Source organism: Sphingobacterium sp. T2 (assembly GCF_000814685.1).
In the GTDB taxonomy this organism is placed as follows: domain Bacteria; phylum Bacteroidota; class Bacteroidia; order Sphingobacteriales; family Sphingobacteriaceae; genus Sphingobacterium; species Sphingobacterium thermophilum.
Genome location: NZ_JXAC01000006.1, coordinates 24,424 through 48,598 on the forward strand (window position 1 = coordinate 24,424; position 24,175 = coordinate 48,598).

Below are 24,175 nucleotides of genomic sequence, written 5' to 3' on the forward strand. Positions count from 1 at the left end.
CTATGCAAAACGTCATTGATTTAACTATAGCATTCGTTCAAGACAGACTTAAATTTGCTGAAGCAGGCCACGATTGGTGGCATATACAAAGGGTGTGGAACAACACCAAACTTATACTCCAGACAGAAAAGGCTGACCCACTCGTATGTGAGCTAGCCGCCCTATTGCATGATATCGCCGACAGCAAATTCCACAATGGTGATGAAACCATAGGCCCCCGAGTAGCAGGCGAATTCCTAGAATCCATAGGTGTCAACCAAGAGGTCATCGAGCACGTAAAACAGATTATCCTCAATATGTCCTTCAAAGCTTCGCTCGGAGATGTAAACTTCCATTCCAAAGAGCTTGAAATCGTGCAAGATGCTGACAGACTTGACGCCATAGGCGCAATAGGCATAGCAAGAGCCTTCAACTTCGGCGGACATAAAAACCGTGAGATGTATAATCCAGACATCAAACCTAGAACAAACCTCACCAAAGAAGAATATAAAAACTCTTCCGTACCTACCATCAATCACTTCTACGAAAAGTTGCTCCTGTTGAAAGACAAAATGAATACGCAAACAGCAAAACGTATTGCAGAAAAAAGACACAAATTCATGGAAGACTTTCTGCAACAATTTTATGATGAATGGAATGGAATAGCCTAAATCAATTCTATATTTATAAGAAGATATGTAAATTAGGCAGTAATTATGAAAAATATTACTGCCTTTTTTTTATACCTAATCCTCGCCCTTAACCACTTATTGCCAACAACTTGTCAGCAATAATGATTCGGCTACTTTTACCAACTTCTCGTGGCAAAATGAACATATCGCCAAAGGGGTAGTATGGAGAAGCGGACATTTTAACTCTCTTTTCAATAGCAAGCAGTTTATCAGCATTTTAGAAATAGACCTTTCCAAGAGGAACAAGAAGCTGGGCATTGTAGCATTACCCCAGCAGCTTGAACATACCTCTACCCTAGCCCGGCATGCCAAAGCTCTCGCCGCCATAAACGGAGGTTTCTTCCATATGAAAAACGGAAGGAGCTGTCAACTATATAAAAGTTAAAGGTAAGGTGATCACCTATTCCAAATCAAAAGGTACTCATGCCAATGCCTTCTTCGCCTTTGATAGGAAGAAGACCATTATCACCTCGGACTCTGTAGCAGCTACCGCACTGCCCAACGTAATGTTGGCAGGACCTCTCCTCCTAGAAAACAATAGGACGGTAAGTCTTGCGGACAACGCCTTTAATAAAAATAGGCACCCAAGAACAGGGGTTGGCTTGGCAGGCAACAAATTATATCTAATCACGGTAGACGGTCGCAACAGCATGTCTCAAGGCTTCTCTCTGGCAGAATTCACCAACATCTTCAGATGGCTGGGATGTACTGACGCCATGAACCTAGACGGAGGAGGAAGCACTGCCATGTACATCGAAGGAAAAGGCATAGTAAACCATCCATCCGACAACAAGAAGTTTGACCATCAAGGAGAAAGAAAAGTTGCTAACATCATTTACATCAAAAAATAATCAACAATTATGAAAAAGATCCTAATCTTAACAGTACTATTATCAATCAATGCAGTGGCTTGGGCCCAAACCAAAATCGTTGCCCACCGTGGAGCCTGGAAAAATACAAACGCTCCTCAAAACTCTATAGCCGCCCTAAAACACGCCATAGACCTTAAGGTGTGGGGCTCGGAGTTCGACGTATCACTAACCAAAGATGATGTTCTTGTCGTAAATCATGACCAAGATTATCAAGGAATAGATATCGCCACAACAGATTATGCTACCTTAAGCCAAAAGAAATTGGACAAAACGGCGAAACAATTGCATACAGCAGAAGAATATCTTCGCGTAGGATTAAAACAGAAACGTACTAAAATGATTTTTGAAATAAAACCTAACCGTCTAGGGAAAGAGCGTACCATAGAAGCTGCCGAAAAATGCTACAACCTCGTCAAAAAGATGAAAGGACTCAAGAAGACAGTATTCATCTCCTTCAGCTATGATGCCTGCCTTCATCTGAAAAAGCTAGACAAAAAAGTACGCGTACAATACTTAGGAAGTGACAAATCTCCTATAGACCTATACAATGACGGCTTCAGCGAAATGGATTTCAACTATTCGGTATTCAAGAAAAACCCTCATTACTTCCAAGATGCTAAAGAAAGAAAAATGAAAATCAACGTTTGGACAGTAAACAAGGAAGAAGATATGCGTTACTTTATCGACAACAAAGTGGACTATATCACCACTGACGAACCGGAATTACTTCAGAAAATTTTAGCTCAATAATATGAAAAAGCTGCTATTAACCATTATAAGCTTCTTTAGCTTAGCCACAGCCCTGCAAGCCCAAGCTTTGCAGGTAGGCACATACAATATACGTCAGCGAAACACCATAGATGAAGGAAATCTATGGCAAGACCGCAGAGAATATCTGTGTAAGCTCATCCGCTATCATGATTTCGACCTGCTGGGGATTCAGGAAGCTTTCAAAGACCAACTTGAAGACATGCTGAAGCTGCTTCCCAAGTATGGAGCAGTAGGTGTAGGTCGCGATGACGGAAAAGATAAAGGCGAACATTCGGCAATCCTTTACAAGAAAAGCCGCTTTACCCTTATCAAAAGCGACACCTTCTGGCTGTCGGATACCGACACAGAAAAGCCTAACAAAGGATGGGATGCCGCACTGCCACGCATCTGCACTTGGGCAATCTTCGAAGATAAGGAAAACGGCAAGCGCTTCATCATGATGAATACCCATTTCGACCATGTGGGAAAGGTCGCAAGGACAGAAAGTGCTAAGCTGATGCTCCAAAAAGCGCACGAACTCGCCAAAGACCTTCCTCTCATCATCACTGGAGACCTCAACGTCGACGAGAAGAGCGACGCCTACAATACGTTGGCTAGCTCACCTTACATTCAGGACACCTATGAGTTGGCTCCCCTAGTATATGAACCTAACTCCACCTTCAACGGATGGGGTAAGTCTCTAAAAGCTAAAGAAAGAATTGACCACATTTTTATCTCAAAACCTTTTAACGTATTGAAATACGGCGTCTTAACGGACACCTACATGGGCAAATTTCCGTCCGACCACTTCCCAGTGCTGGTTCATATGGAATGGTAATTCATTTGTTTTTTTAATTTTGTATAACAAATTCAAAAGCAATGAAAAAATTATCCTATTTGGCACTAAGCATCGCGGCTCTACCTCTGCTGTCAGGTTGTGAGGCTATGAGCCAGATGGCCAGCACCTTGCCGCAAGCTACCCCTGGCACTACAGCAAAAGGTTCTACGATAAGCCAAACAGAAGCTGTCAGCGGAATCAAGCAAGCCCTAAACAATGGCCTTCAAAACAGCATAAAAACCTTATCCGCAACAAACGGTTTCTTTGGAGACGCCGTAGTGAAAATCTTGATGCCTCAAGAAGCACAAAAGGTAGAACAGGCCTTGCGCTCCGTAGGTATGGGCAAGCTGGTGGACAACTTTATCTTGAGTCTAAACCGTGCTGCAGAATCGGCAGTAAAGGAAGCTGCTCCCGTTTTTGTCAATGCTTTGACCAAAATGACAGTAACCGACGCCTTCAACATCTTGTTAGGACCCCAGCAAGATGCAGCGACAACCTTCTTCAAACGCACCACCTCCAACGAGCTCACACAGAAGTTTAGCCCTATAGTGGAGGCAGCCTTGGGAAAAAATAATGTAAGCACTTACTGGACACAGCTTACAACAGCGTACAACAACCTCCCTATCGCCACGACGAAAGTAGAGACAAACCTCAACGCTTACGTCACCCAAAAAGCCATTGACGGCCTTTTTGTGAAAGTCGCCGATGAAGAACTAAAAATCAGACAAAATATAGGTGGTTCACGCAATTCCAGCATCCTGCAAAACGTTTTCGGATGGGTGGACCAACAAAAACAAAAATAATTTCTTAGAGAAGAGTTGCTCTTCCCTTTGTTTTCCCATTTCTTGACACTAACGATACGCTAGGGAGTATTTCTTTTCCTACATTTGTAAAGCAATAATTTAAAAGATGGATTTTTCTGTTATCAATGATATAAAAGATATGTCTGTTGCAGAGCGCTTTATGCGTTACGTGCAAATAGATACGCAATCGGATCCTAATTCTGCTACTTTCCCTTCTACAGCTAAACAGCTGAACCTTAGCAAAATGTTAGTGGAGGAGCTTACAGCTTTGGGAGCAAAAGACGTAGAACTAGATGAAAATGGATATGTCTATGCGACAATCCCTTCCAATACGGATAAAAACGTTCCGGCAATATGTTTCTGTTCACATGTGGACACCTCTCCTGACTGCTCGGGAAAAGACGTAAAACCTATCGTGCACCGCAATTACCAAGGTCAGGATATCGTACTTCCCGATGATAAGAGCGTGGTTATCCGTTACGCCGAACATAAAGACCTTGCCGAACAAATCGGCAACGACATCATTACGGCCTCAGGCACTACGCTGCTAGGTGCTGACGACAAGGCTGGCGTGGCAGAAATCATGGAAGCCGCAAAAATATTGCTGCAAAACCCTCATATAAAACACGGTGACATCAAAATCCTCTTCACTCCGGATGAAGAGATAGGACGTGGTGTCGACTTCGTTAATCTCGAACGTGTGGGTGCAAAGTTCGCCTATACGATGGATGGTGAGAAAGCCGGCACCATAGAAGATGAAACATTTTCGGCGGATGCCGTCACATTGACCATACATGGTGTTTCGGTACATCCCGGCTTTGCTAAAGGGAAAATGCAAAGCGCCATTAAAATTGCAGCAAAAATCATTGAAGCGCTGCCAAAAGATCGTCTATCGCCGGAAAGTACTTCCGATAAAGAAGGATTTATACACCCTACCAATATCTCGGGATCGGTAGAGAAAGCTACGATAAACTTTATCGTCCGGGATCATGTGACTGCCAACCTGGCACGCCATGAAGCAGAACTGGAAAGCATAGCCCAAAAGATTTTAGCACAATATCCGGGCTGTTCCTATACATTCGAAACAAAAGAGCAGTACCGCAATATGAAAGAAGTGCTGGATCAATATCCGGAAATCATGGAAATAGGGCTTGAAGCTATCAGAAGAGCAGGCATGACACCCGAACGTCGCAGTATACGCGGAGGCACCGACGGCTCACGCCTCTCATTTATGGGTTTACCTTGTCCTAACATCTTCGCTGGTGGACATGCCTTCCACGGAAAAATGGAATGGGTAAGTATCCAAGATATGGAAAAAGCCGTAAAAACAATACTGCATATCGCTGCACTTTGGGAAGAAAGAGCTTAAATAATATACTATGTCAAACGAAGTTTTAAATGCAATAAAATTCCGTAGAACTGTATCACAAAACAGTTTTACAGATCAAGATATTTCCAAGGAGGATATCCTCACCATCTTGGAAGCTGCAAATGCAGCACCAACACATAAACGTACTCAACCGTGGCGGTTTGTCATCTTCCGCAAGGAAGGTCTTCAACGTTTGGGAAATGAGCTGGCACGCATCTACAGACAGGTTACCCCTGCCGATAAATACACAGAGCAGGGAGAACAAAACATGGCTAAGAAGGCAACCATGTCAAACGTGGCCATAGCCATCATCGTCAACTACACTGGAGATGTGCCTGAGTGGGAAGAGTTGGCAGCCACAGCTTGTGCTGTACAGAATATATGGCTATCAGCACATTCCTTAGGAATAGGTGGTTACTGGGCAACACCTGGACTTATCAACCACTTAGGAGAATTCCTAAGACTTAAAGAAAACCAGAAATGTATAGGTATCTTCTATATGGGACACCACAATATGGACACTCGTGAGCCCGTACGCGGAAGTATAGAAGATAAGATCCGCTGGGAAGAATAATAAGAAATGTCATTTCGAGTACGTATAGGAATATTACCTATACGCTTGAAATGACATTTCTACTTTTTGGCATTGACCTTCAGAGAGAATACAGCTTCCTTACCCTTCCATTCCTCCTCTTCAAAAATTTGATTTAGCAGCCCATTTCTCACGTTAGAAACTGTAAGCTTCCCTCTCTCATCAAAAAGTAAGCGAACATGCTTCTCTCCCTCCTCAACAATATTATTTTCTAACCCTTTAGCAATACGTCCTTCAAGATGCTGCCACCCTTGCACCGGCTGGGCGTCACCGGCAGAAGGTATAACCTGTACCACATACTCTTTGACCGACATAATCTCTACTTCCGTCAAGTCCGCCGTATTTTGGTTAGGTAGATATCGCATCAATATCAAGATACAAACTATCAAAAACATAACACCGGCAGCCATACCCACAGCAAGGCGCTGCCAGCTATAGAAGCGCTTGCTGCGTTCCCCAGCCAAGGAGTCTACACGCGCGGCAAGCCGCTGCTGCAGCAAACTCAGCTGCTTGGCATCTACTCCCTGCTGCATCCTATACCCGTCTATCGCATCCTGCAAAAAAGGGTCTTCCAATGCCTCGCGTTCTAACGCATGCATCTCCTCCCGACTCATCAAGTCGTGGATGTAATTGTGAATACGAGATAATTGGTAGTTATTTTCCATGTTTTCTGTTCTCCATACATATTTTGAGGTTGCGCTTGCCATTCTGGATGGCACTCTTCACCTTCCCTAAGTCCAACCCCGTCTCCTCGGCTATATCCTTATTAACATTTTTGCTCTAGGTAAGAAAAGACGTACGCAACGCTGCTGATCCGCATTCAACATTTCAAGACAATATTCCAGCATTTCAAAATCATGCTCTTCCCATTTTGTCTCCCCCTCAGCACTTAGCTTTCTCTCGCTTTCATAAAGGTTATCTTCAATATCTACCTGCTCAAACCTTTTGTCTTTACGTAGCTGCATTAGACAAAAGTTTTTAGCATATACATAAAGCCAGCTTTTAAAACTTTTTACTTCGTGTGTCCTTAACTTATCTATTAACTCTTCAAAAATTTGCATCACCGCATCCTGACTGCGCTCGGCATCCTGCAGATACTTATAACACACACCGTAAAGCAACGACATATAAGGAGCATACAGCTTGCCCAACACTTCTACACTTCCTGTAGCACGGTATCTGTCCAATAACTCCTTTTCGCTCATATATGCTTTATGTATTATGAAGATGTCCCAACATGGCTATTTCCATAAATTATCTAAACAAAATTAGCGCCACAAGAAGCGTAATGACAATATTAAAAGACTGCGCTATCAAAAACGCATATAAAGGCTTTTTGTTGCTTTGTTGAAACAGATCCTTGAAGTTTGTCTCCAGACCTATAGAGGTAAAGGCCAGCACAAACCAAAGATTTTGTAGACTCTTCAGGCTGTCTTTAACCTGATTCGTAGTCTCCGGAGAGATTACGAAGGAGAAAAGTAAGGAGGCAAAGACAAACCCCAAAACAAACTTGGGAAAACGTTCCCAGATTACACGCAAGGTAGGTTTATCTTTCTTCGTCTCCTCGTCCACAGACTTAGAATAAGTCCAATAGATACTGATGGCAAAGGCTGCTATTCCCAACAACACATTTTGAGAAAACTTCACTATAGTACTAATCTTCAAAGCTTCATCTCCTACCAAAGAGCCGGAAGCCACTACAGCTCCCGTAGTATCTATGGAACCTCCCAACCACGCTCCTGTCACTGCCTCGGATAGCCCCATCCATTCTGCTAGGTATGGCATTCCTATCATCATAGGTATCGCTGTTATAAGCACCAAAGAAATAACATAGGATAGTTTCTTGCTGTCCCCCTTTATAGCTCCGGAAGTAGCAATAGCTGCCGACACGCCACAAATAGATACAGCACTAGCCAACATCAGAGACATCTCCTTGTCTATCTTTAGCTTCTTACATACCCAAAAGGCGAAATACCATACCGAAAGCACTACCACTAGCGCCTGTATCAATCCCAAAGCCCCGGCTTTCAAAATATCCCCAAAGATGACTGTAGTGCCCAACAGGACCAACCCTATCTTAACATACATCTCCGTGTTGAGAGCCTCCCTAAACCAAGAAGGCAAAGAAAAAATATTACTAATAAGCAGCCCTATGGCCAAAGCAAAGATGACAGCTTCCAAATTATAATCTTTCACTGTACTGTTTCCTGCCAGCAACAAGGCTAACACCGTCAGCACCGCTACCGAAGGAAACACTACAAGCAAAGATTTTACCGACTTACCAAGCAATATAGCCCCAAGCAGTGCTATGGCATATACTGCTCCAAACTGAGTAAGTAAGTTGATGATGTTTTGAGCCGAAAAAATCTTCTCACTTAATTCTGTCCAGGAGGACCAACTGAAGGTAGGCTTCGGAACGATAATTCCTGCCAAAGCTAAAAAAATCGTTCCCAACCCCAAGATGACAACAACCCAATCTTCTGTAATGACAATCTTCTTTTCTGACATAATTTAGTGTATATGTTTAGTTAGTTCTAAAAATGCTTCTTTAATCGTTGGAAATTTAAAAACAAACCCTTCACGTACTGCTCTGCTGGAAGATACTGCATTAGTCTGTAAAATCATGTCGCTCTCTACCCCCTTAAAGTAGGCACCAACTTTGGCTAGAAAGGCCGGCAAAGGCAGTCCAAAAGAAATTTTATTAGCACGTTGCAGTTCCTTCATGAAGATTTTATTGCTTACCGGCAGAGGAACACAAGCATGATAGAGCGACGACGGATCCCGATGATGGATAATCCATAGCACCAAATTTATTAGGTCCACCTCATGGATCCAGCTTATCAACTGTTTTCCGTTTCCCGCCTTACCCCCCAATCCGAATCTTGTCAGCAGATTCAATTCCTTGAACATGCCAAAATCCTTGGACAACACGGGACTCAGCCGCAAACAAACCTGCCTTGTGGCGGGCAAGTGGAACATAAAAAAAGTCTTTTCCCATTCCTTGACAAGGTTGGCTAAGAAAGTATCTGCAAAACGAGTGCTCTCCTCATCGCTAAGCTGCTCAAGGCCCTCAAAAATAGAAGTTCCGGAAATGTTTATCCATAATCGCGGAGGTTCTTTCAATCCTCGAATGGCCTCTCCCAAGATGTATGTAGGCTTTATGCGTGAAGAGGTTAACGTCCTTCTGTTCTTCTCGGTAAACCTACATTGGATACTTTGCCCTGAAAGATTGATTAAAGTATCGCTCCCTTCCAATACCGACATCCATTCCCCCAACTGTTCACCATCCCAAAGCACGTAAGAGAGGTTCTGGCGGTTGGAAGATTTAGTCGTGCGACTCAGTATAATGACTTCATAACCTTGCCTCAGAAGCTCCTCACTGAGCACTCTGCCGACGTTCCCTGTACCTCCGGCCAATATTATCTTTTTCATATTAAGGCAAATTAATGATGATACCAAAATGATCTTTTAGTGCTGTTCGTGCAGCATGAAATCCACACATACCATGAACACCTCCTCCGGGAGGGGTGGCTGACGAACATATGTATACCGAACTGTCCGCAGTGCGGTAAGGTGTCAACGAGCGTGTCGGTCGTGTATAGAGCTGACCTATATCCATTATACCACCATTAATGTCTCCTCCTATGTAGTTGGGATTGTAGGCTTCCAACGCCTTAGGGCCGTACGTATGGCGTGCCAAAATAGTATCCTTAAAGCCAGGAGCAAAACGCTCGATCTGATTTTCAATAATGTCGGTGTAATCATATTCTGTTCCATTGGGAACGTGACAGTAAGCCCATCCTGTATGTTTGCGTTCTGGAGCCCTACTTCGGTCAAACAGACTTTGTTGGGCAAAAAGCACAAAAGGGCGATCCACAACCTTTCCAGCGTGAGCTTCACGCTCCGCACGGGCAACATCAGCAAAAGTATTGCCTATGTGTACTGTGGCTGCCTGTCTCGCTCGTAAGTCCGTAAAGGGAGTAGGCTCCGACAAGGCCCAATCCACCTTAAACACCCCCATCCCTTGTCTATATTTCCTGAGTTGACGCTCATAAGAGGATGTAAAATTCAAACCCTTGATGGAAAGTATCTGCTTAGGGGTGAGATCTAGAATAAGAAGTCGATGATCGGGTAGTGCGGCACGGTCCTTCACCCACACCTCTGTCTGAATCTCTCCTCCCAACTTGAGGTAATAGGTCGCTAAGGCATCAGCTATGCTCCTGAGATCCCCCGACAGGAATAGCCCAACCAAACCTATGCCCTACCGCCATCAACACCATCCCTATGGCCGACGTGGTCCAGTTGCTGAGCGGTTGAATACCGTGGGCCGCCATGCCTGCCCACAAAGCTTTAGCTCTCTCCGTCTTAAATCGTGAAGCGACCCATGAGGCAGGTAGCACAGCCTTCCATCCAAACGATGCCAACAGTATAGGATCCTTCGGAAACCGTAGAGGACCCATTGTATCTTCTGCTAATATTTCCCAGCGGTCTACAACATCTTGTATGAGGCTACGGTAGAGCTTCCCATCATCACCAAGCTGTTGTATGGTCTCTTCCAGATTTCTGGATAGCACGGCCCCGGTTTCCCTTAATAGGGGATGAGCCGCCTCATATCTGGCAAAGGTGAAAGACAACCCATACTCCTCTAAAGGTAAAGACCGCATGAAAGGAGATGCCATAGCCATGGGATGTATAGCCGAACAGACGTCATGCTTATACCCCGACAGGGTAAGTTCTTTCGTGCGCAGCCCCCCTCCTATGGTGTCCGAACCCTCGACAAGCAATGTCGATAGCCCTTGCTGCTGCAAGGTTATTGCAGCTGCAAGTCCATTGGGGCCACTGCCCACTATGACCGCATCGTATTTTGCCATTATATAAAAATAATCAAATTCTTCATTTTATATCTTTTACGTCAGCCAAGAAAACTTCTCCTGACTTTTCTATATCCCAACCCACTATAGGATTGAAATGATTGCCTCCTTTTGAGTCTCTAGCTTTCACCAGTTGGCTATAGGTGGGCTGAATATATCCTGTTTCGTCAATGGCCTTGCTTAGGATACGAGTAGGTTTTCCATCCCAGTTCCACATGTATCGAAAAGCGGTATGTGCTTTCTCCAGAACAGGTCCCTGCAAGTGCGCCTCATTCCACTTACGACCATTATCCGTACTTATGAGCACCTTTTTTATTTTTCCTCTTCCACTCCAGGCAATGCCCCTTATTTCGTGCCATCCTTTTTCTATCTTTTTATGGATAGGCAGGATAGGTTATAATAGATCGCGCATCCATGACAAGGCTGAACATCCTGATCTTACCCTTTGCTATCTTTTCTGTGTACTTTGATGTTTCTTCCCTTGTCATAAAAGGCTTTTCAGAAAGTTCTATTCTCCTCAGCCATTTTATCTGTGTATTTCCTTCGAACCCCGGAATCACTAATCGCATAGGGTAGCCTTGCTGCGGTCGTATCGGCTCTCCATTCTGTGCATAAGCTATCATCGCTTCTGCCAAAGCTTCTTTGAGCGGTACACTACGGGCCATCAAAGCGCCATCTGCTCCCTCAGCAAGAAACCATTCCGCTTGAGGCTTAATACCGGCTTCCTCAAGGATGGTAGAGAGTAACACCCCGGTCCATTCACTCTGGCTGGTAAGCCCACAAACTTCCTGTGGTGTCATTTCCCTTTTTCCATATCTAAAATTCCCCGAACATTCTATAAAACAAATGCGTGTTACCGAAGGATATCTTTTTAAATCTTTCAGCTTCAACACCAAAGGTTGTTCTACCAAGCCGTGAATGAGGAGCTCGTGCTTTTCTGGATCTATTTCCGGTATTCCGGCATGATGCCTTTCGAAGTGAAGATCTGAAGGTGTAATGGTGCCATACAGATCCTGAAGTGGTGTACGGGCCGCTGTTGTCGATGTAATCTTCTGCAGACGTTCATATTTAGAGCGATAACCTGCCTTATCAGGGCCACGCCCCTGCACCTTCGAGGGATCCAACACAATTTTGGTGTCCTTGTCTGGTTCGATGATTCGGTTGTTCCACATTTTTACCACTACAAAAGCTACTGCTACGCCCAGCAGAACACCCACCATCCAACGCTTAAAAAGCCTTCTCCAATATACTTTTGTGTCCATTCTAATCATATTATTTGATTTCGTTTCCTCCTCTACGGTCGTCCAGCACAAAACGAGACTTTGCAGGCATCTCGATCTGGGGAAGGGTATTGGCATTCACAGGATATTCTTCCTCAATAATCTTATTCCGATATAAAAGGTAGGCAGTCACATCATAGACCTCTTGGTCACTAAGGGAGCCGGGAGCATTGAAAGGCATAGCTCTGCGCACATAATCGAATATTGTTGTAGCATAAGGCCAATAATTACCAATGGTATTGCGCTTGGAAGTGTCTGTAACGACAAGTTGATCATATGGTCCTTCATGACCGTTTTTGCCATGGCAGGAAGCACATTTAGCCAAATAAATTTCCTTTCCTCTGCTCGCTAGTCCCTCTCCTTTTGGCAACCTCTCCCCCTGCGGATTGACATCGATATCCCATTTTTTTATCCTTTCCTTGGAAGCTTGCCTGCCAATACCGAACTTTTGAGGCCATGTTTTCTGATAAAGGTCCAGATTTTCTTTCCACTCTCCTTCTCCGGAAGGAGCAGCATAAGATACATTCTCTGCTTGCCGGTCTGAACAGCTTATCGCCAAAAGTAATGCCCCTACGACAAACAAGAACGAAGATATCTTATTCATACTGTCCAGCAACTAATTTTCCCGGAGAAATCTTGTAATCTTTTTTTACCCTATCCAACACCACATACAAGGAATCTCTATTTTCATCAACACCACGTAAAATTACTCGCTCCCCATCATTTTGTATGGTATAGCGCACGACGAATCGTTGTCTTATCTCTCTTTTTGCCAATTCATCCGCTTTAGCAAATTCACGCAGCCTACGTGTGGTTCGGGCCTTAGGATGAACATAATCTGCCTCATTTCCTAAACGCCGCTTCACCTCGGCCGGAATCCACTCTTCCAATGATATGGTAGGACCATATATCTTCACATCATTCAGGGATATATAGTTACGTACCCCTCTGTCTCCTCCTGAATCTGCCGTCTTATTGCGCTCATCCGGAATGGGCTTGTACTTATCCTCAAGGTAAAGTGTTTGGGTTACTGTATCTATATAATAGTGAAAAGCTCTTTGACCACCCGCCACTCCCGAAATTTCGAAAGTACGGTTGACATCTCTTTTAGGATCACCGCCACCGTTGGATAAATCCAAAGGCAGAGGACGGTGAACTTTGAAGGTCAACGTAGACCATTTTTCAAAGGTGGCTGACTGCCATCTTACAGTATCCAGAGGATCGTAAGGGTGTTCTACACCGTTGAGCTTAAACTCACTAACAGCATAATTGCCGCGGAAGGCCTTATATCCTGCCGTGGAGGGCTGCTTATAAGGATCATAACGGAAATCCAAGTATTGCAGATAAAAGAAAACACCAATGAATAAGAAGATAGTTAGCGCCTTTAAGCTATATCTAACAACCTGCAAGGGCGTAGCAAAGACAGGAAAAAATAACGATACCTGCGCAGGAATCTCTTTGACGAAAACCTTATAGAAAGGCTTATAGTAGGGTACAAGGAGGAAAAGACTTAACAGCACGAAATAGGAACTATAAACGTGCACACCACCATCGTAGGCAAAGTTTACGACCACTATGGCTCCCAAGGCCCCCACAAGTAATGCCGCTCCTATTGCTACGGTTCTGCGGAAAAACAACAACGCTCCCGCACCAACCTCCAATACTCCAGCAAACACTTGGTACCACGGCACTATCCCAAAGGACAACCAGAAAATTTTCTGGGCTGTCAAGTCACCATAATCCGTATCTAATAATCCCAAAGAAGGATAAGGCATCTGCACAGGAAACAGCTTCGTAAAACCAAAGCCTATAATCCCTAGCCCCGCACGGTAACGGACAATAACATTAAGCCAGTAGTATAACCTCTCGTATTCCTTACGCTCCCTTTTAAGAATTTTGACTATGAGAGTCCATAAAAGACCTGCTATCGTTGCAAAGATCAAGGTGTTCACCCATATGCTGTAACCGAGCAGACGTGCTCCAAACGTAGTGGTGCCGAAATAATTGACTCCCGAACCAAAACGACATATATCATACAAATCGCGGTAGTCCAGATTCCACCAGTCTATATTCACACATGGGTATACCAATGGGGATTATTGGGGATAGCAATAAGAATGAAAAATATAAAGCTTATGCGAAACAATATACGTTGCCATTGTGGCCACTGCTTCCTGTCGACATAAGAAGTGTCATGATTAATTACTGCTGTATCTATTTTTTTCTTAGACATAACTTTACAGATTTGATTTGGTTAGAGTTTATACCCTACTTTTCTTCTTCCTACTTTCTTGACTTCTTCCAATAAATATTTCTTTTTTGCATCTACCAGAAGAACTTGCAGGGAGTCCCCTCGACCGTTGGTTCCTCTTAGTAGTACGGCATTGCTGTCGGGCTGTGACAGCTGTAATCTATAGCTACCAGCGATATAATGCTTATTTCTATTAGCTAGAGTAAGTATGGAATCCTGCTCACTAAATTGAAAAGTATAATACAGCCGGTCACCCACCTGTGTATATTCGTAATTGCGTAGGCTGTCTTGACGCGGCCACAATCTACTTGCCGGCTCCTCGACCACGATGCTTTCGTTCACACGAATACTCAATGTATTCCACCTTTCGAAGACCACATCTTTCCACCTTCCATTCTCAAAAGGTGAAGGAGCTATGGTATCTCCGTTCAGTACAAAGTCTTTCACCCAATATTTTCCTACAATGCCTTCCAAACCTTTATGTTGAGGGTAAAAAAGGTTTTGCTGCTGCCGAAAGGCAGAATAACTTTTGAATCCCACCACAAAGAAAAAAACCACTGCAAAGGAGATCTTACCCACAACCCTTACCTTCTTCCATCGCGAATGATTCCACTCCAAATGCCAAGCTGCAGGCTGCGTAAAGGCCTTATGGTAGATCAACCTTCCAAGACGCCCCAAATCATACACAAACACGGGCAACGACAGCAGTACTATATAGGTAGAAACAAGAAAATCACCACCTTCATACGCCAGATCTGCCAAGAAAACATTGCCATAAAAGGGGATGATGAAGATTACGCCAAGAAATGCTGTCCTTCGAAATAATAAAAGGATGGCCGCAGCAACCTCCACAATGCCGAGGAAGACAAGATAGGCTGGAGCGGCAGACAGACTCAACAACAGATGCTTCCAATGCTGAAAATAGCCATAGCCAGTGTTAAGATGGCTCAGAGAAATCTCCGGAACATACAGAGGAAAAACTTTCAGAAAGCCTGCAACCAATAGAATCGAAGCAAGTTTATATCGCGAAAAAATGCGTAGGTAATAGTACCACTTGTTCAATTCCAGATGAGGCTGCCTGCTTCGCCACAACAAGGCCAGTGCCACAGCTATGCCTAGATAGATAGTCCAATCCAATATCGTGGAGTTCTTGTCAAAAAAATGAGGAAGAAAGGTGACCAAGATTATAAAAATCTATCAAAAGATACTGCCAGCTCAAGCTTAACAGGATAGAATAAAAGTCCTGCTGGATAGGGATACTCAGCAATACTATCCACAACAAAGATATCCGTAAAAGGATGTCTTTAAAACTATTACTTGCGTATATTTTTTTTACTCGTGACATAGGTATTGTTTTTTATAGTGAGTAACCGGGATTTTGCTTCAATACATGGTCTGCAAGAATCTGACTATAAGGAATAGGAAGCAGCAGCTTATAATCTTCGGTAAAACCCAAGACGCTCTTAGCTCTTCCTGTACGCACTAGGTCGAACCATCTATGTGCTTCCAAGGCGAATTCCAAGCGTCTTTCCTCCTCGATAGCTATGAGCAGATCCTCCTTGCTCTCAAAGTTCAATGGTTGAAGCTGAGCTCTACTTCTAACCCTATTCAGATCTTGCTGCGCTACCTCAATCTGGTTCAGCTGTGCCAGAGCTTCCGCACGGATAAGGAAGAGCTCTGCTATACGTACGATATAAGTTGGGTCTGTGGCCGGACTGCGATAATAGAGGTTTCCATACCATCGGTCTTGGTTATCCTTGGCGATTAAAGCACTACGTGCTCCTCCCTTGGTTGGGTCGTTCAACAGTGTCACCAAAGCGGCATTAGGAGCCCACTGCCGCGTACCGCCATTATTCTGGGGCTGCCACTGTCCGCGATGAGGATTTAATTCATTAGCACTGTAAAACAGTTCAAAAACTGATTCTTTTGTTCCTACTACATTGTCGACAAAAAAATTATAATAAGGATTTACCAACTCATACTCCGGATCATCAATAAGCAGAGAAGCATAAGCTTGTGCTTGCTGCCACTCCTTACGATAGAGAAAATAGCGGGCCTTAAGTGCCTGAACGGTCTTTTTGGTAATGCTGAAGCGATCGGTAGTTGAGGGGAGCAGCCCTTCCGCTTCATTAAGGTCGGACAGGACCTGTAAGTATGTTTCTTCTGCCGTAGCCCTCGGAATCCCTACATTTTGCCCTACCCTATCTGTCGGTTCTGTAATGATAGGTACCCCACCCCATACACGTACCAAGTCAAAGTAAGCCAATCCTCGTATGGCCAATGCTTGCCCCAGCACCTGATTTCTTACTGTAGTGGATATACTTTCTGACGAGATGGTCTTCAACGTTTTGATGATACTGTTAGCTCTGTTGATAGTCTTATAGATTCCTGACCAAGTGGAAGAAATGGTTGGATTCTCAGGCTTCACACGGTGATTGATAAATTCCTGCACTTGCGATTGGGAGCCTGTCCATTCTATGTTGTCGCCAGATAAATAAGCGATAGACTGATAGTTTACGCTATAATAATCACGAAGGGCACTGTATGCTCCGTTCAATGCCGCCTTGGCAGATGTTTCGTCCACGATAACAGATTCTCCTGAGATCGAGGATTTGGGCTCTACCTCTAGGAAGGAAGTGCAAGCGGTCAACCCAAACAAAAAGAATATGTAGATAACGTTTTTCATTTCATTATAATGTTAGATTAACACCTAGTTGAAAACTGCGAGGCTGAGGTGGCGTTCCCAAGTCTATACCCTGTTGGTTAGCACTTGCATTAGCTGCCGATTCCGGATCCAGTCCGCTATATTTCGTCCACAGAAATAGATTATTGGCTTGTAGATATATTCTGAGTTTGCCGAATGGCAGCTTAGGATTTTTATTTTTACTAAAATTATATCCTAGGCTAAGTGTTCTAAAGCGCAAGTAAGAGCCGTCTTCCAACCACCGTCCACCACCATCCAAGTAATTATTTACATTTACGCCATCGCTTTTAGGAATATCGGTAATGTCACCAGGCTTCTGCCAACGTGCCAGGTTAGAAGCGAAGATAACACGTGCCGCATCTCTGGCACCGCCTCCCTCTCCGAAAAACCTATTATGATTATACACTTTGTTACCTACCGAAAAAGAGAAGAAGGCATTAAGGTCAAATCCTTTATAATTAAAGCTGTTGGAAAATCCTCCGAAATAGTCTGGCCATATGCTGCCTAAGATCTGACGATCATCCGTAGTGTATTTTTCCATCTTTATTCACATTACCTTCGYTAAACGGCCTTGGCTCCGTCTCAGGATCTACATAAAGCTGGTTATATACCCAAAACGAATACATAGGATAGCCTTCTTTGAAAAGAATTAAATCACGGCTTCCAAAATTCATAGGACTTTCCAACCTCTCTATTCTATTGACATTACGAGCAATGTTGAACGCCGTAGTCCATGAGAAATGAGCAGTTCTAATATTGTTCGAGCTGAGAGAAAATTCAAATCCTTTGTTGGAGATTTCTACGGCATTGTCTATATAACTCTGAAACCCTGTAGTAGCTGCAAGTACCTTGGTCAGCAACCCGTCCTTTGTGTGCTTGTTGTAATAATTGATGGATAGGTTGATGCTATTTTTAAAGATGGAAGCATCCACTCCGATGTTAAACTGAGTTGTTTTCTCCCAGCTGAGTTCTTCGTTGGCTAAACTTTCCGGTGATATTCCTGCAACATTTTGATAGGAGGCATTAAGTCCTGACCACAGCTTACGCGAGGCGAAAGAGTTGATACCGTTCTGATTGCCTGTCACGCCGTAACTGCTTCGTAACTTCAGCTCGCTAACCCATTCCACATCACGCAGAAAACCTTCATTCTTGATGTGCCATGCTATCCCTACAGCAGGGAAATACCCCCACTGCTTTCCTTTGGCAAATTTTGATGATCCATCCGCACGGATGGAGAAATCTATGAGGTAGGTATTCTTGTATCCGTAGTCGACTCTTCCGAAGAAGGAGGCAAGGGTAAACTTATCCCAGTCCTGAGAACTGGTGGTGGTGGCAGCCGAACTTATCAACTTGAAGCTATTGCTGGCGAAGCCTCTACCACTCGCTGAAGTAAGTTCGAAAGAAGTTTCCTGCAAAGTGTTTCCTACCAGCACGCCGAAGCTGTGACGGTCGTCAATTTTCTTGCGGAAGGTCAGCGTCTGCTCGTTGATCCATGTGGTAGCCTGCGTAATGGCAGATGTCGCCAAACCATCCGGACTTCCCGCTATAAGTAAGCTGTTCCAATATTCGCGCTCATTGTAATTGTTGTAATCTACACTAAAAGTGGAACGCAGTTTTAAGGAAGGCAGGATTTGCAGCTCCCCATAAATATTGCCAATATAACGAAGGCTTTTATTGATGACGTCATAGTTTTCCAACAGCAACGTCAAGTTGTCGAATCCAGCTCTTCCTACCAATACTCCCTCTGCATTATAGGGAGACAAGTAGGTCGGTGTGTGGAGTGCTGCCTGAAGAATTCCACCTTGGGGGCCATCTCCTGCACGTCCTTGATTTCTGGTCGTCCGTGACAGGGCATTGGACGTACCTATCTTTACACGTGCATTGACACCCTGATCGAGATTGACACGGAAACTGGTACGGCCGAACGATATAGGGCGCAAAATAGATTCTTGGCTGTTATAACCACCACCAATATAATAGGTAGTATTTTCACCTCCTCCATACAGCGCTATATCGGCATTGTAAAGTCCCGCCGTACGGAAAGCTTCCGAAAGTCTGTCATATGTCTGCTGCTCAGAAGGCAACCCACGTCCTCCCTCCGATACAGGGCGGAAGGGCTCTTCTTTCCCTATATTTCTGAAATATTCGTTTACCAGAATAGCATGCTCTTCCCCTGTTGTAAGTTCCCAGAGTCTTATAGCTTTGGCTCTTCCACTATATAGATTCAGATCTATCTTTGTAGATTGGGAATACTTACCTCTCTTAGTAGTGATGAGAATCACTCCATTTGCGCCGCGAGAGCCATATAAAGCTGTAGCTTCAGCGTCTTTTAACACTTCTATGGATTCGATATCCGATGGATTAATGTCCGCTATAGGAGAAGTAGCCTTCCCTCCGGTATTGATAGTCTGAAGACTTTCTCCGTTAATAAAGATTCCATCAATAACATATAAGGGATTGTTATTCGCATTAATGGACGTAGCTCCTCTTAACCTGATATTCAAAGCCTCTCCCGGCACTCCTGTATTCTGTGCAATCTGTACTCCCGAAACCTTACCTTGCAATTGCTCATCAAAGGAACCTGCCGGAATGTCTCGCAATGTTTCGGCTTTCACCTTTTCAATGGAGCCTATGGCATTCTTCTTCTCGTAAGTTGCATATCCTACCACAACAACCTCATCTATAGTCTTCTCCGAAGGATGCAACTCTATGGTTGTCGGCGACTCCCGAATGATTAATTTGCGGGTTTCATAGCCTACATAAGTTACCACAACAGTGAAAGGTAACTTTTGCCCTGTGACAAATTGAAACCTTCCCCTCTTATCCGTCTTCACACTGTGCGTAACAGCTTCTAACTGTACGGTAGCTCCTTCAATGGGTTCTTTGGTGACAACGTCAATAACGGTACCTATCAATGAAGCATTGATAATGGGTTTTGTTTCCTGTGCTATGGCCAAAGGATGAACAAAAAATAAAGACAATAGTATTCCAAGAGCGTAAAAAAACACCCACTTATAATTCATAATACCAAATTTTAAAGTAAATAAATCTTACTTCAGACAGACTTATATGCTGTCCGAACATTCGAAGAAGTTTGTTATGATGATTTTCCTAATGGAAATATAGGTTAGTTACACATTCGGGACTTATAGCAGATGCTATAGAGAATGACGAAATCCGCATTAGGATAAAAAGGATCTAACAAATTATTATCCATGATCTTCATAGGTTTTAACTTTATTTGATGAGTAGGCTAATAACATTTACGGAAGAGGTGATAATCACTAATGCACCCACAAGGATGAGCAAGATTTTGGAATTGACTTTGGATGCGACATATGCTCCTATTGGAGCTGCAAGCACGCCTCCCAACACCAAACCAAGAACTATGTCAATATGTTGTACGCCGAGCAGAAAGATAAATACTGCTGTTGCAAAATAAGTCACGAAGAATTCAGCGGTATTTACTGTACCTATGGTCTTTCGAGGATTATGCCCCTGACTTAAAAGGTTGGAAGTGACGATAGGTCCCCACCCTCCTCCACCTATGGCGTCCAGCAATCCACCAAACAGAGCCAATAAAGGTGCATATTTAGTTTTAGGCTTATGCTTATCTTTTTTCCGAAGGGCTTTATAAATCAAATATCCACCCAAAAAAATCAAATACACAGAAATTAAGGGCTTTAACGTCGAACCATCCAACACGTCGGACAATATATAGGCACCTAGCGTGGCCCCCAAAACACCGGTAAAGACGATGCGCACGAAAAGCTTTTTATCCAAGTTTTTGAAGCGGATATGTGATAAGCCGGACACACCTGTTGTGAAAATTTCGGAGGTATGCACACTGGCCGAGGCTAACTTTGGAGATATACCTAGGCTTAACAACAGCGTAGTACAGCTCACACCATAGGCCATGCCTAAAGCTCCATCAATAAGCTGTGCCACAAAGCCCGCCACGATAAAAAACAAAAATGTATAGTCAAAATGCATTTCTCCTTGTATGTAAGCCTCCTTCAGCAGATACGCAAAGTAAAAGAGTATGGCACCCTTAAGCACCAAGATGATTAAAACTATAGGAGATATAGACTTTTTGCTTTTTTCCAGCTGTACATCCAAGACTTGTACCTTTTCACTCATCGTATTTTATTTTAGATTATATCTTAATGTTATTCCATAGGTTCGGGGCTCACCTACTACCCCTGCATACTGACCGAAGTTGCCAGGAGCTGCCAACAGCTGCTCATAGTAATTTTTATTAGTTAGGTTTCGGCTCCACACAAAAAATGAGAGACCATTTACAGCACGAAATCCAACCCTACCATTAACCAATGTGTAAGCGTCAATATTCAGGAATTGTGATGGCGAAGGGCTTGAAGAAAATTTAGATCGATAAAATGCATCGGCCCCGAGAAAAAAGTTGCCCTGTAAGGATAATAAAGTGCCTCTTAACGTCGCTTCAGGTCCCAACGTCCAAGACCATTTGGATATACCAGGTAACACTCCACCTGAAATATCTTTAAAGGCTTCAGCTCCTCCTACCTCTTCCAAAGGTACGGGAGCGTTCGTAAAAGAAATATACTTGCCGTCCGTATAAGCGAATGCTCCGTTAAGTTTTAAATTATTATTGGCCTTCCAGCTTCCGTCAATCTCCAATCCTTGTACCCGTACCCTTTCGGCATTGGCCAGATATCCCCTGTTGACTCCCGGATCGGGTGTCTGCACCTGCGTCTGGAAATCGCTGATGTGGGTAGAAAAAAGGGTGATATTCAACAAAGCGTTACTGGTAGATGAAGTCTTAACACCAATCTCATAGTGATTAACCGATTCCGGCTTCACCTCTGCCAACTCCGTAGCTACACGCCCCTCAACAACCGGTAATCCCCCCACATTTATACCTATTGGTTTAAAGCTTTTGGAATAGGTAAGATAGGCATTATAGTTCGGCGTAAACCTGTATTGTAAAGAAAGCTGTCCAGAAAAGTTATCGGCATCGGCATCAATGTCAAATGCCTGATCCGAATAAATACTGTTCACCGCGGCATACTGCTGATCCGTATAGGCTATATCGTTTTCTATATATTTTTTTCGGTTGTAGTTAGCCTTTTTTCGATCGTAGTTGTATCGCACGCCTGGCAATAGATGTAGCTTGTCCGTTATAGCCCAATCCAGCTGACCGAATGCCGCCAAGCTTGTACTTTTAATTCCATAAACAGTGCGAATACCCACATTGTGTATCAAGCCTGGCCCCCATTGTGTCGCGGAAGGACTGCTTTGCTGAAAACGCCATAGCGCATCTCCTGCTTCTTCCGTATGGACGGGGTCGGTCTTCAAATCCTGCCATAAGCCAAATACGCCCACCACCCCACTCAATCTATCGTTAATCTGTCCCGAATACCTAAACTCCTGTGACCACTGCTGGTGAGTGGAGTTACCTGATGAAATAGTATACACGGGAATTCCCAAATAATCTCGATCATTCAGCGGCACCCAATCCCAATAGCGCCAAGCCGTGGTAGAGGTCAACGTAGCATTACCTACTTTATAATCTGCATTTAAGGCTATCCCCCCAAGCTCATTGTCGGCTTTCGAACGTGTATCTAAATCCACCTTTCTTTCAAAAGCGCTCTGGTAAGGGATGGTGTACCCCAAATCTTGAATGATGGTTTCAAACTGTCTGTAAGCTGAACGCTGATTTTTTACTATGCCGGCAATAGGCCATCCGTAGCCATCAGGTCGCTGCTTAGTCACATCTGCCGTCAAAGATATTTTGAGGTTGTCCGAGAAGGTATACAGCAGTTGAGCACGCAGCCCCAAATTATTAAGGTCATTGATCTTGCGATCGGAATGTACATTGTAAAACAATCCGTCTCTCTGTGTGCCGGAAAATGAAATGCGTGCAGCTAGCTTGTCTTTCAACAGCGGCCCTGTCAAAGAAGCCTTTGCCTGAATAAAGCCATAATTACCATAGCTCAACTCAAAAGATGCCTGCTGCTCAAAGGAAGGATTACGTGAGGTAATGTTAAAAGCCCCGGAAGTAGTATTCTTACCGAATAACGTTCCCTGTGGACCACGTAACACTTCAATCTGCTCTACATCAATAAAGTCCAATGCCGTAGCCGCCGGACGTGCCAGATATACACCATCTAGGTAAAAGCCCACCCCAGGTTCTATTCCATCGTTGGTCAGTCCAAAAGTAGATCCTAACCCGCGGATATTCAAGGTAGTATTGCGTGCATTGGATGAATATAGCTGTACTGTAGGTACAACCTCCTTGATGCGGCTTACGTTAAAAGCACCCATATCTTCAATGGTAGATGCCTTCACCAGTGAGACAGGAATAGGGATATCCTGAATTTTCTCAGTCCTGCGACGCGAAGTGACAAGCACCTGCTCCAAATCATTAATTTTCCGAGATAGAGAAATTACAATAGGAGATCGATCCACTACAAGCTTTTTGGATGCATAGCCTACGAAGGAAACAAGAAGCGTAACAGGTAATTTCTGCCCCGTAATAAATTCAAAGCGACCTTCAATGTCAGTTTTAACCTTATGTGTTACTCCTTCCAACTGTACAGTCACTCCGCCCAAAGGCCCTTTTGTCAAGCTGTCTAATACAACACCTGTAAGAGATGCGTTGATAATCGGTTGAGGCTGCTGAGCCTTAGAGGATTGCACAAGAAGTAGTAAAATTAAGAATATGTTGATGCCATAATTAGCTTTAAATTTCATAAATTTAAGTCGTTAAATAGTGTGTAATGCAAGTGCTAACTCCATTTTATACTTGTAACCATTATTTAATGTAAGGGGAAGCCGCACACTTCCCCTTTTCATATAAATAAGGGAAAAGAAACTATTTACACATTCGCATATATCGGGTAATTATTCGTTGCACGGACCGTTCATAAAATAAAAGGGCTTTGAAAATTTTTGCTTGCTTTTCCATTTTGTCTTCTATTAGTCTTGTTAACTTACAAAGCCGTTAATATTTGAAAGCTTTGCATTTACAAATAATTAAAAACTATTTTTAAAAAATTGTTCATATCTATTTTTATAGATTTTAAATAATACATTTTAAAAATAAAACACTAATAACACAACCAATTAAAATTAAAAAACCTCAGCTAATAAAAAGTCCGCTTCAACAGCAGGCTTTACCTATCAACAAATTAAC

Annotated in this window: 23 protein-coding genes; 7 read left to right on the forward strand and 16 right to left on the reverse strand. The window is 43.6% G+C overall.

Translation table 11 applies throughout. The features are described from left to right. The first annotated feature begins 2 nt into the window (after window positions 1-2). The 7 genes from SD31_RS00445 (at window position 3) to SD31_RS00475 (ending at window position 5,877) form a co-directional block, all read left to right on the forward strand. Entirely contained in the window at window positions 3-650 is a 648-nt protein-coding gene (locus tag SD31_RS00445) for an HD domain-containing protein (protein ID WP_039052705.1), read from the forward strand. A gap of 395 nt (window positions 651-1,045) precedes the next feature. Beyond that, window positions 1,046-1,522 (forward strand): phosphodiester glycosidase family protein, encoded by a 477-nt coding sequence (locus SD31_RS14565; RefSeq protein WP_082021742.1) that lies wholly within the window; start codon window positions 1,046-1,048, stop codon window positions 1,520-1,522. A gap of 9 nt (window positions 1,523-1,531) precedes the next feature. Then, on the forward strand, window positions 1,532-2,293 hold the full coding sequence (locus tag SD31_RS00455; RefSeq protein ID WP_039052706.1) for a glycerophosphodiester phosphodiesterase family protein: 762 nt from the start codon (window positions 1,532-1,534) through the stop codon (window positions 2,291-2,293). A 1-nt stretch (window position 2,294) separates the two neighbouring features. Further along, on the forward strand, window positions 2,295-3,131 hold the full coding sequence (locus tag SD31_RS00460) for an endonuclease/exonuclease/phosphatase family protein (protein WP_039052707.1): 837 nt from the start codon (window positions 2,295-2,297) through the stop codon (window positions 3,129-3,131). A 41-nt stretch (window positions 3,132-3,172) separates the two neighbouring features. Further along, a complete protein-coding gene (locus SD31_RS00465) occupies window positions 3,173-3,934 on the forward strand; it encodes a DUF4197 domain-containing protein (RefSeq protein WP_039052708.1) in 762 nt (253 codons plus the stop codon). Window positions 3,935-4,040: 106 nt separating this feature from the next. Beyond that, on the forward strand, window positions 4,041-5,303 hold the full coding sequence (gene pepT / locus SD31_RS00470; RefSeq protein WP_039052709.1) for a peptidase T: 1,263 nt from the start codon (window positions 4,041-4,043) through the stop codon (window positions 5,301-5,303). A 10-nt stretch (window positions 5,304-5,313) separates the two neighbouring features. Next, window positions 5,314-5,877 carry a nitroreductase gene (locus SD31_RS00475; protein WP_039052710.1) on the forward strand — a complete coding sequence of 188 codons (564 nt, stop codon included), beginning with the start codon at window positions 5,314-5,316 and terminating at the stop codon, window positions 5,875-5,877. Between the two features lie 59 nt (window positions 5,878-5,936). On the opposite strand, the gene SD31_RS00480 is transcribed toward SD31_RS00475, so the two are convergent. The 16 genes from SD31_RS00480 to SD31_RS00540 form a co-directional block, all read right to left on the reverse strand. After that, window positions 5,937-6,560 (reverse strand): hypothetical protein, encoded by a 624-nt coding sequence (locus SD31_RS00480; protein ID WP_052258490.1) that lies wholly within the window; start codon window positions 6,558-6,560, stop codon window positions 5,937-5,939. A gap of 90 nt (window positions 6,561-6,650) precedes the next feature. Continuing rightward, window positions 6,651-7,100: an RNA polymerase sigma factor gene (locus SD31_RS00485; protein ID WP_231560986.1), complete on the reverse strand. Its 450-nt coding sequence runs from the start codon at window positions 7,098-7,100 to the stop codon at window positions 6,651-6,653. A gap of 49 nt (window positions 7,101-7,149) precedes the next feature. After that, the gene (locus SD31_RS00490) at window positions 7,150-8,403 is read right to left on the reverse strand and encodes a YeiH family protein (RefSeq protein WP_039052711.1); all 1,254 of its coding nucleotides are present in this window, start codon (window positions 8,401-8,403) and stop codon (window positions 7,150-7,152) included. Window positions 8,404-8,406: 3 nt separating this feature from the next. Further along, the gene (locus tag SD31_RS00495; protein ID WP_039052712.1) at window positions 8,407-9,327 is read right to left on the reverse strand and encodes a TIGR01777 family oxidoreductase; all 921 of its coding nucleotides are present in this window, start codon (window positions 9,325-9,327) and stop codon (window positions 8,407-8,409) included. 1 nt (window position 9,328) lies between these two features. After that, window positions 9,329-10,147, reverse strand: coding sequence for an NAD(P)/FAD-dependent oxidoreductase (locus tag SD31_RS20445; RefSeq protein WP_316929697.1), 819 nt, complete (start codon window positions 10,145-10,147; stop codon window positions 9,329-9,331). Next, entirely contained in the window at window positions 10,104-10,766 is a 663-nt protein-coding gene (locus tag SD31_RS20450) for an NAD(P)/FAD-dependent oxidoreductase (RefSeq protein WP_316929698.1), read from the reverse strand. Before SD31_RS20450 ends, SD31_RS20445 begins: the two co-directional genes overlap by 44 nt. A gap of 22 nt (window positions 10,767-10,788) precedes the next feature. Further along, complete coding sequence (locus SD31_RS17820; RefSeq protein WP_231560987.1) at window positions 10,789-11,073, reverse strand: hypothetical protein; 285 nt, start codon at window positions 11,071-11,073, stop codon at window positions 10,789-10,791. A gap of 67 nt (window positions 11,074-11,140) precedes the next feature. After that, window positions 11,141-12,028, reverse strand: coding sequence for a molybdopterin-dependent oxidoreductase (locus SD31_RS00505; RefSeq protein WP_231560988.1), 888 nt, complete (start codon window positions 12,026-12,028; stop codon window positions 11,141-11,143). Between the two features lie 10 nt (window positions 12,029-12,038). Then, window positions 12,039-12,650, reverse strand: coding sequence for a c-type cytochrome (locus tag SD31_RS00510; RefSeq protein WP_082021743.1), 612 nt, complete (start codon window positions 12,648-12,650; stop codon window positions 12,039-12,041). After that, on the reverse strand, window positions 12,643-14,121 hold the full coding sequence (locus SD31_RS00515) for a hypothetical protein (RefSeq protein ID WP_231560989.1): 1,479 nt from the start codon (window positions 14,119-14,121) through the stop codon (window positions 12,643-12,645). Before SD31_RS00515 ends, SD31_RS00510 begins: the two co-directional genes overlap by 8 nt. Window positions 14,122-14,300: 179 nt before the next feature. Next, the gene (locus tag SD31_RS00520) at window positions 14,301-15,434 is read right to left on the reverse strand and encodes a DoxX family protein (RefSeq protein ID WP_156138122.1); all 1,134 of its coding nucleotides are present in this window, start codon (window positions 15,432-15,434) and stop codon (window positions 14,301-14,303) included. A gap of 220 nt (window positions 15,435-15,654) precedes the next feature. After that, window positions 15,655-16,983, reverse strand: a complete 1,329-nt coding sequence (locus SD31_RS00525; protein ID WP_039052714.1) for a RagB/SusD family nutrient uptake outer membrane protein — start codon at window positions 16,981-16,983, stop codon at window positions 15,655-15,657. Window positions 16,984-16,987: 4 nt separating this feature from the next. Further along, window positions 16,988-17,542 carry a hypothetical protein gene (locus SD31_RS17825; RefSeq protein WP_231560990.1) on the reverse strand — a complete coding sequence of 185 codons (555 nt, stop codon included), beginning with the start codon at window positions 17,540-17,542 and terminating at the stop codon, window positions 16,988-16,990. After that, window positions 17,520-20,024, reverse strand: a complete 2,505-nt coding sequence (locus SD31_RS00530) for a SusC/RagA family TonB-linked outer membrane protein (RefSeq protein WP_231560991.1) — start codon at window positions 20,022-20,024, stop codon at window positions 17,520-17,522. The genes SD31_RS17825 and SD31_RS00530 overlap by 23 nt, the downstream gene beginning before the upstream one ends. 214 nt (window positions 20,025-20,238) lie before the next feature. After that, window positions 20,239-21,141 (reverse strand): sulfite exporter TauE/SafE family protein, encoded by a 903-nt coding sequence (locus SD31_RS00535; RefSeq protein WP_039052715.1) that lies wholly within the window; start codon window positions 21,139-21,141, stop codon window positions 20,239-20,241. 6 nt (window positions 21,142-21,147) lie between these two features. Beyond that, entirely contained in the window at window positions 21,148-23,733 is a 2,586-nt protein-coding gene (locus SD31_RS00540; protein ID WP_039052716.1) for a TonB-dependent receptor, read from the reverse strand. Window positions 23,734-24,175 lie beyond the last annotated feature (442 nt).

Bases quoted from the DNA above. Each gene is read 5' to 3' on its own strand.
- SD31_RS00445 (WP_039052705.1), top strand. From the start codon at position 3: ATGCAAAACGTCATTGATTTAACTATAGCATTCGTTCAAGACAGACTT.
- SD31_RS00455 (WP_039052706.1), top strand. From the start codon at position 1,532: ATGAAAAAGATCCTAATCTTAACAGTACTATTATCAATCAATGCAGTG.
- SD31_RS00460 (WP_039052707.1), top strand. From the start codon at position 2,295: ATGAAAAAGCTGCTATTAACCATTATAAGCTTCTTTAGCTTAGCCACA.
- SD31_RS00465 (WP_039052708.1), top strand. From the start codon at position 3,173: ATGAAAAAATTATCCTATTTGGCACTAAGCATCGCGGCTCTACCTCTG.
- pepT (WP_039052709.1), top strand. From the start codon at position 4,041: ATGGATTTTTCTGTTATCAATGATATAAAAGATATGTCTGTTGCAGAG.
- SD31_RS00475 (WP_039052710.1), top strand. From the start codon at position 5,314: ATGTCAAACGAAGTTTTAAATGCAATAAAATTCCGTAGAACTGTATCA.
- SD31_RS00480 (WP_052258490.1), bottom strand. From the start codon at position 6,560: ATGGAAAATAACTACCAATTATCTCGTATTCACAATTACATCCACGAC.
- SD31_RS00485 (WP_231560986.1), bottom strand. From the start codon at position 7,100: ATGAGCGAAAAGGAGTTATTGGACAGATACCGTGCTACAGGAAGTGTA.
- SD31_RS00490 (WP_039052711.1), bottom strand. From the start codon at position 8,403: ATGTCAGAAAAGAAGATTGTCATTACAGAAGATTGGGTTGTTGTCATC.
- SD31_RS00495 (WP_039052712.1), bottom strand. From the start codon at position 9,327: ATGAAAAAGATAATATTGGCCGGAGGTACAGGGAACGTCGGCAGAGTG.
- SD31_RS20450 (WP_316929698.1), bottom strand. From the start codon at position 10,766: ATGGCAAAATACGATGCGGTCATAGTGGGCAGTGGCCCCAATGGACTT.
- SD31_RS00505 (WP_231560988.1), bottom strand. From the start codon at position 12,028: ATGGACACAAAAGTATATTGGAGAAGGCTTTTTAAGCGTTGGATGGTG.
- SD31_RS00510 (WP_082021743.1), bottom strand. From the start codon at position 12,650: ATGAATAAGATATCTTCGTTCTTGTTTGTCGTAGGGGCATTACTTTTG.
- SD31_RS00525 (WP_039052714.1), bottom strand. From the start codon at position 16,983: ATGAAAAACGTTATCTACATATTCTTTTTGTTTGGGTTGACCGCTTGC.
- SD31_RS17825 (WP_231560990.1), bottom strand. From the start codon at position 17,542: ATGGAAAAATACACTACGGATGATCGTCAGATCTTAGGCAGCATATGG.
- SD31_RS00535 (WP_039052715.1), bottom strand. From the start codon at position 21,141: ATGAGTGAAAAGGTACAAGTCTTGGATGTACAGCTGGAAAAAAGCAAA.
- SD31_RS00540 (WP_039052716.1), bottom strand. From the start codon at position 23,733: ATGAAATTTAAAGCTAATTATGGCATCAACATATTCTTAATTTTACTA.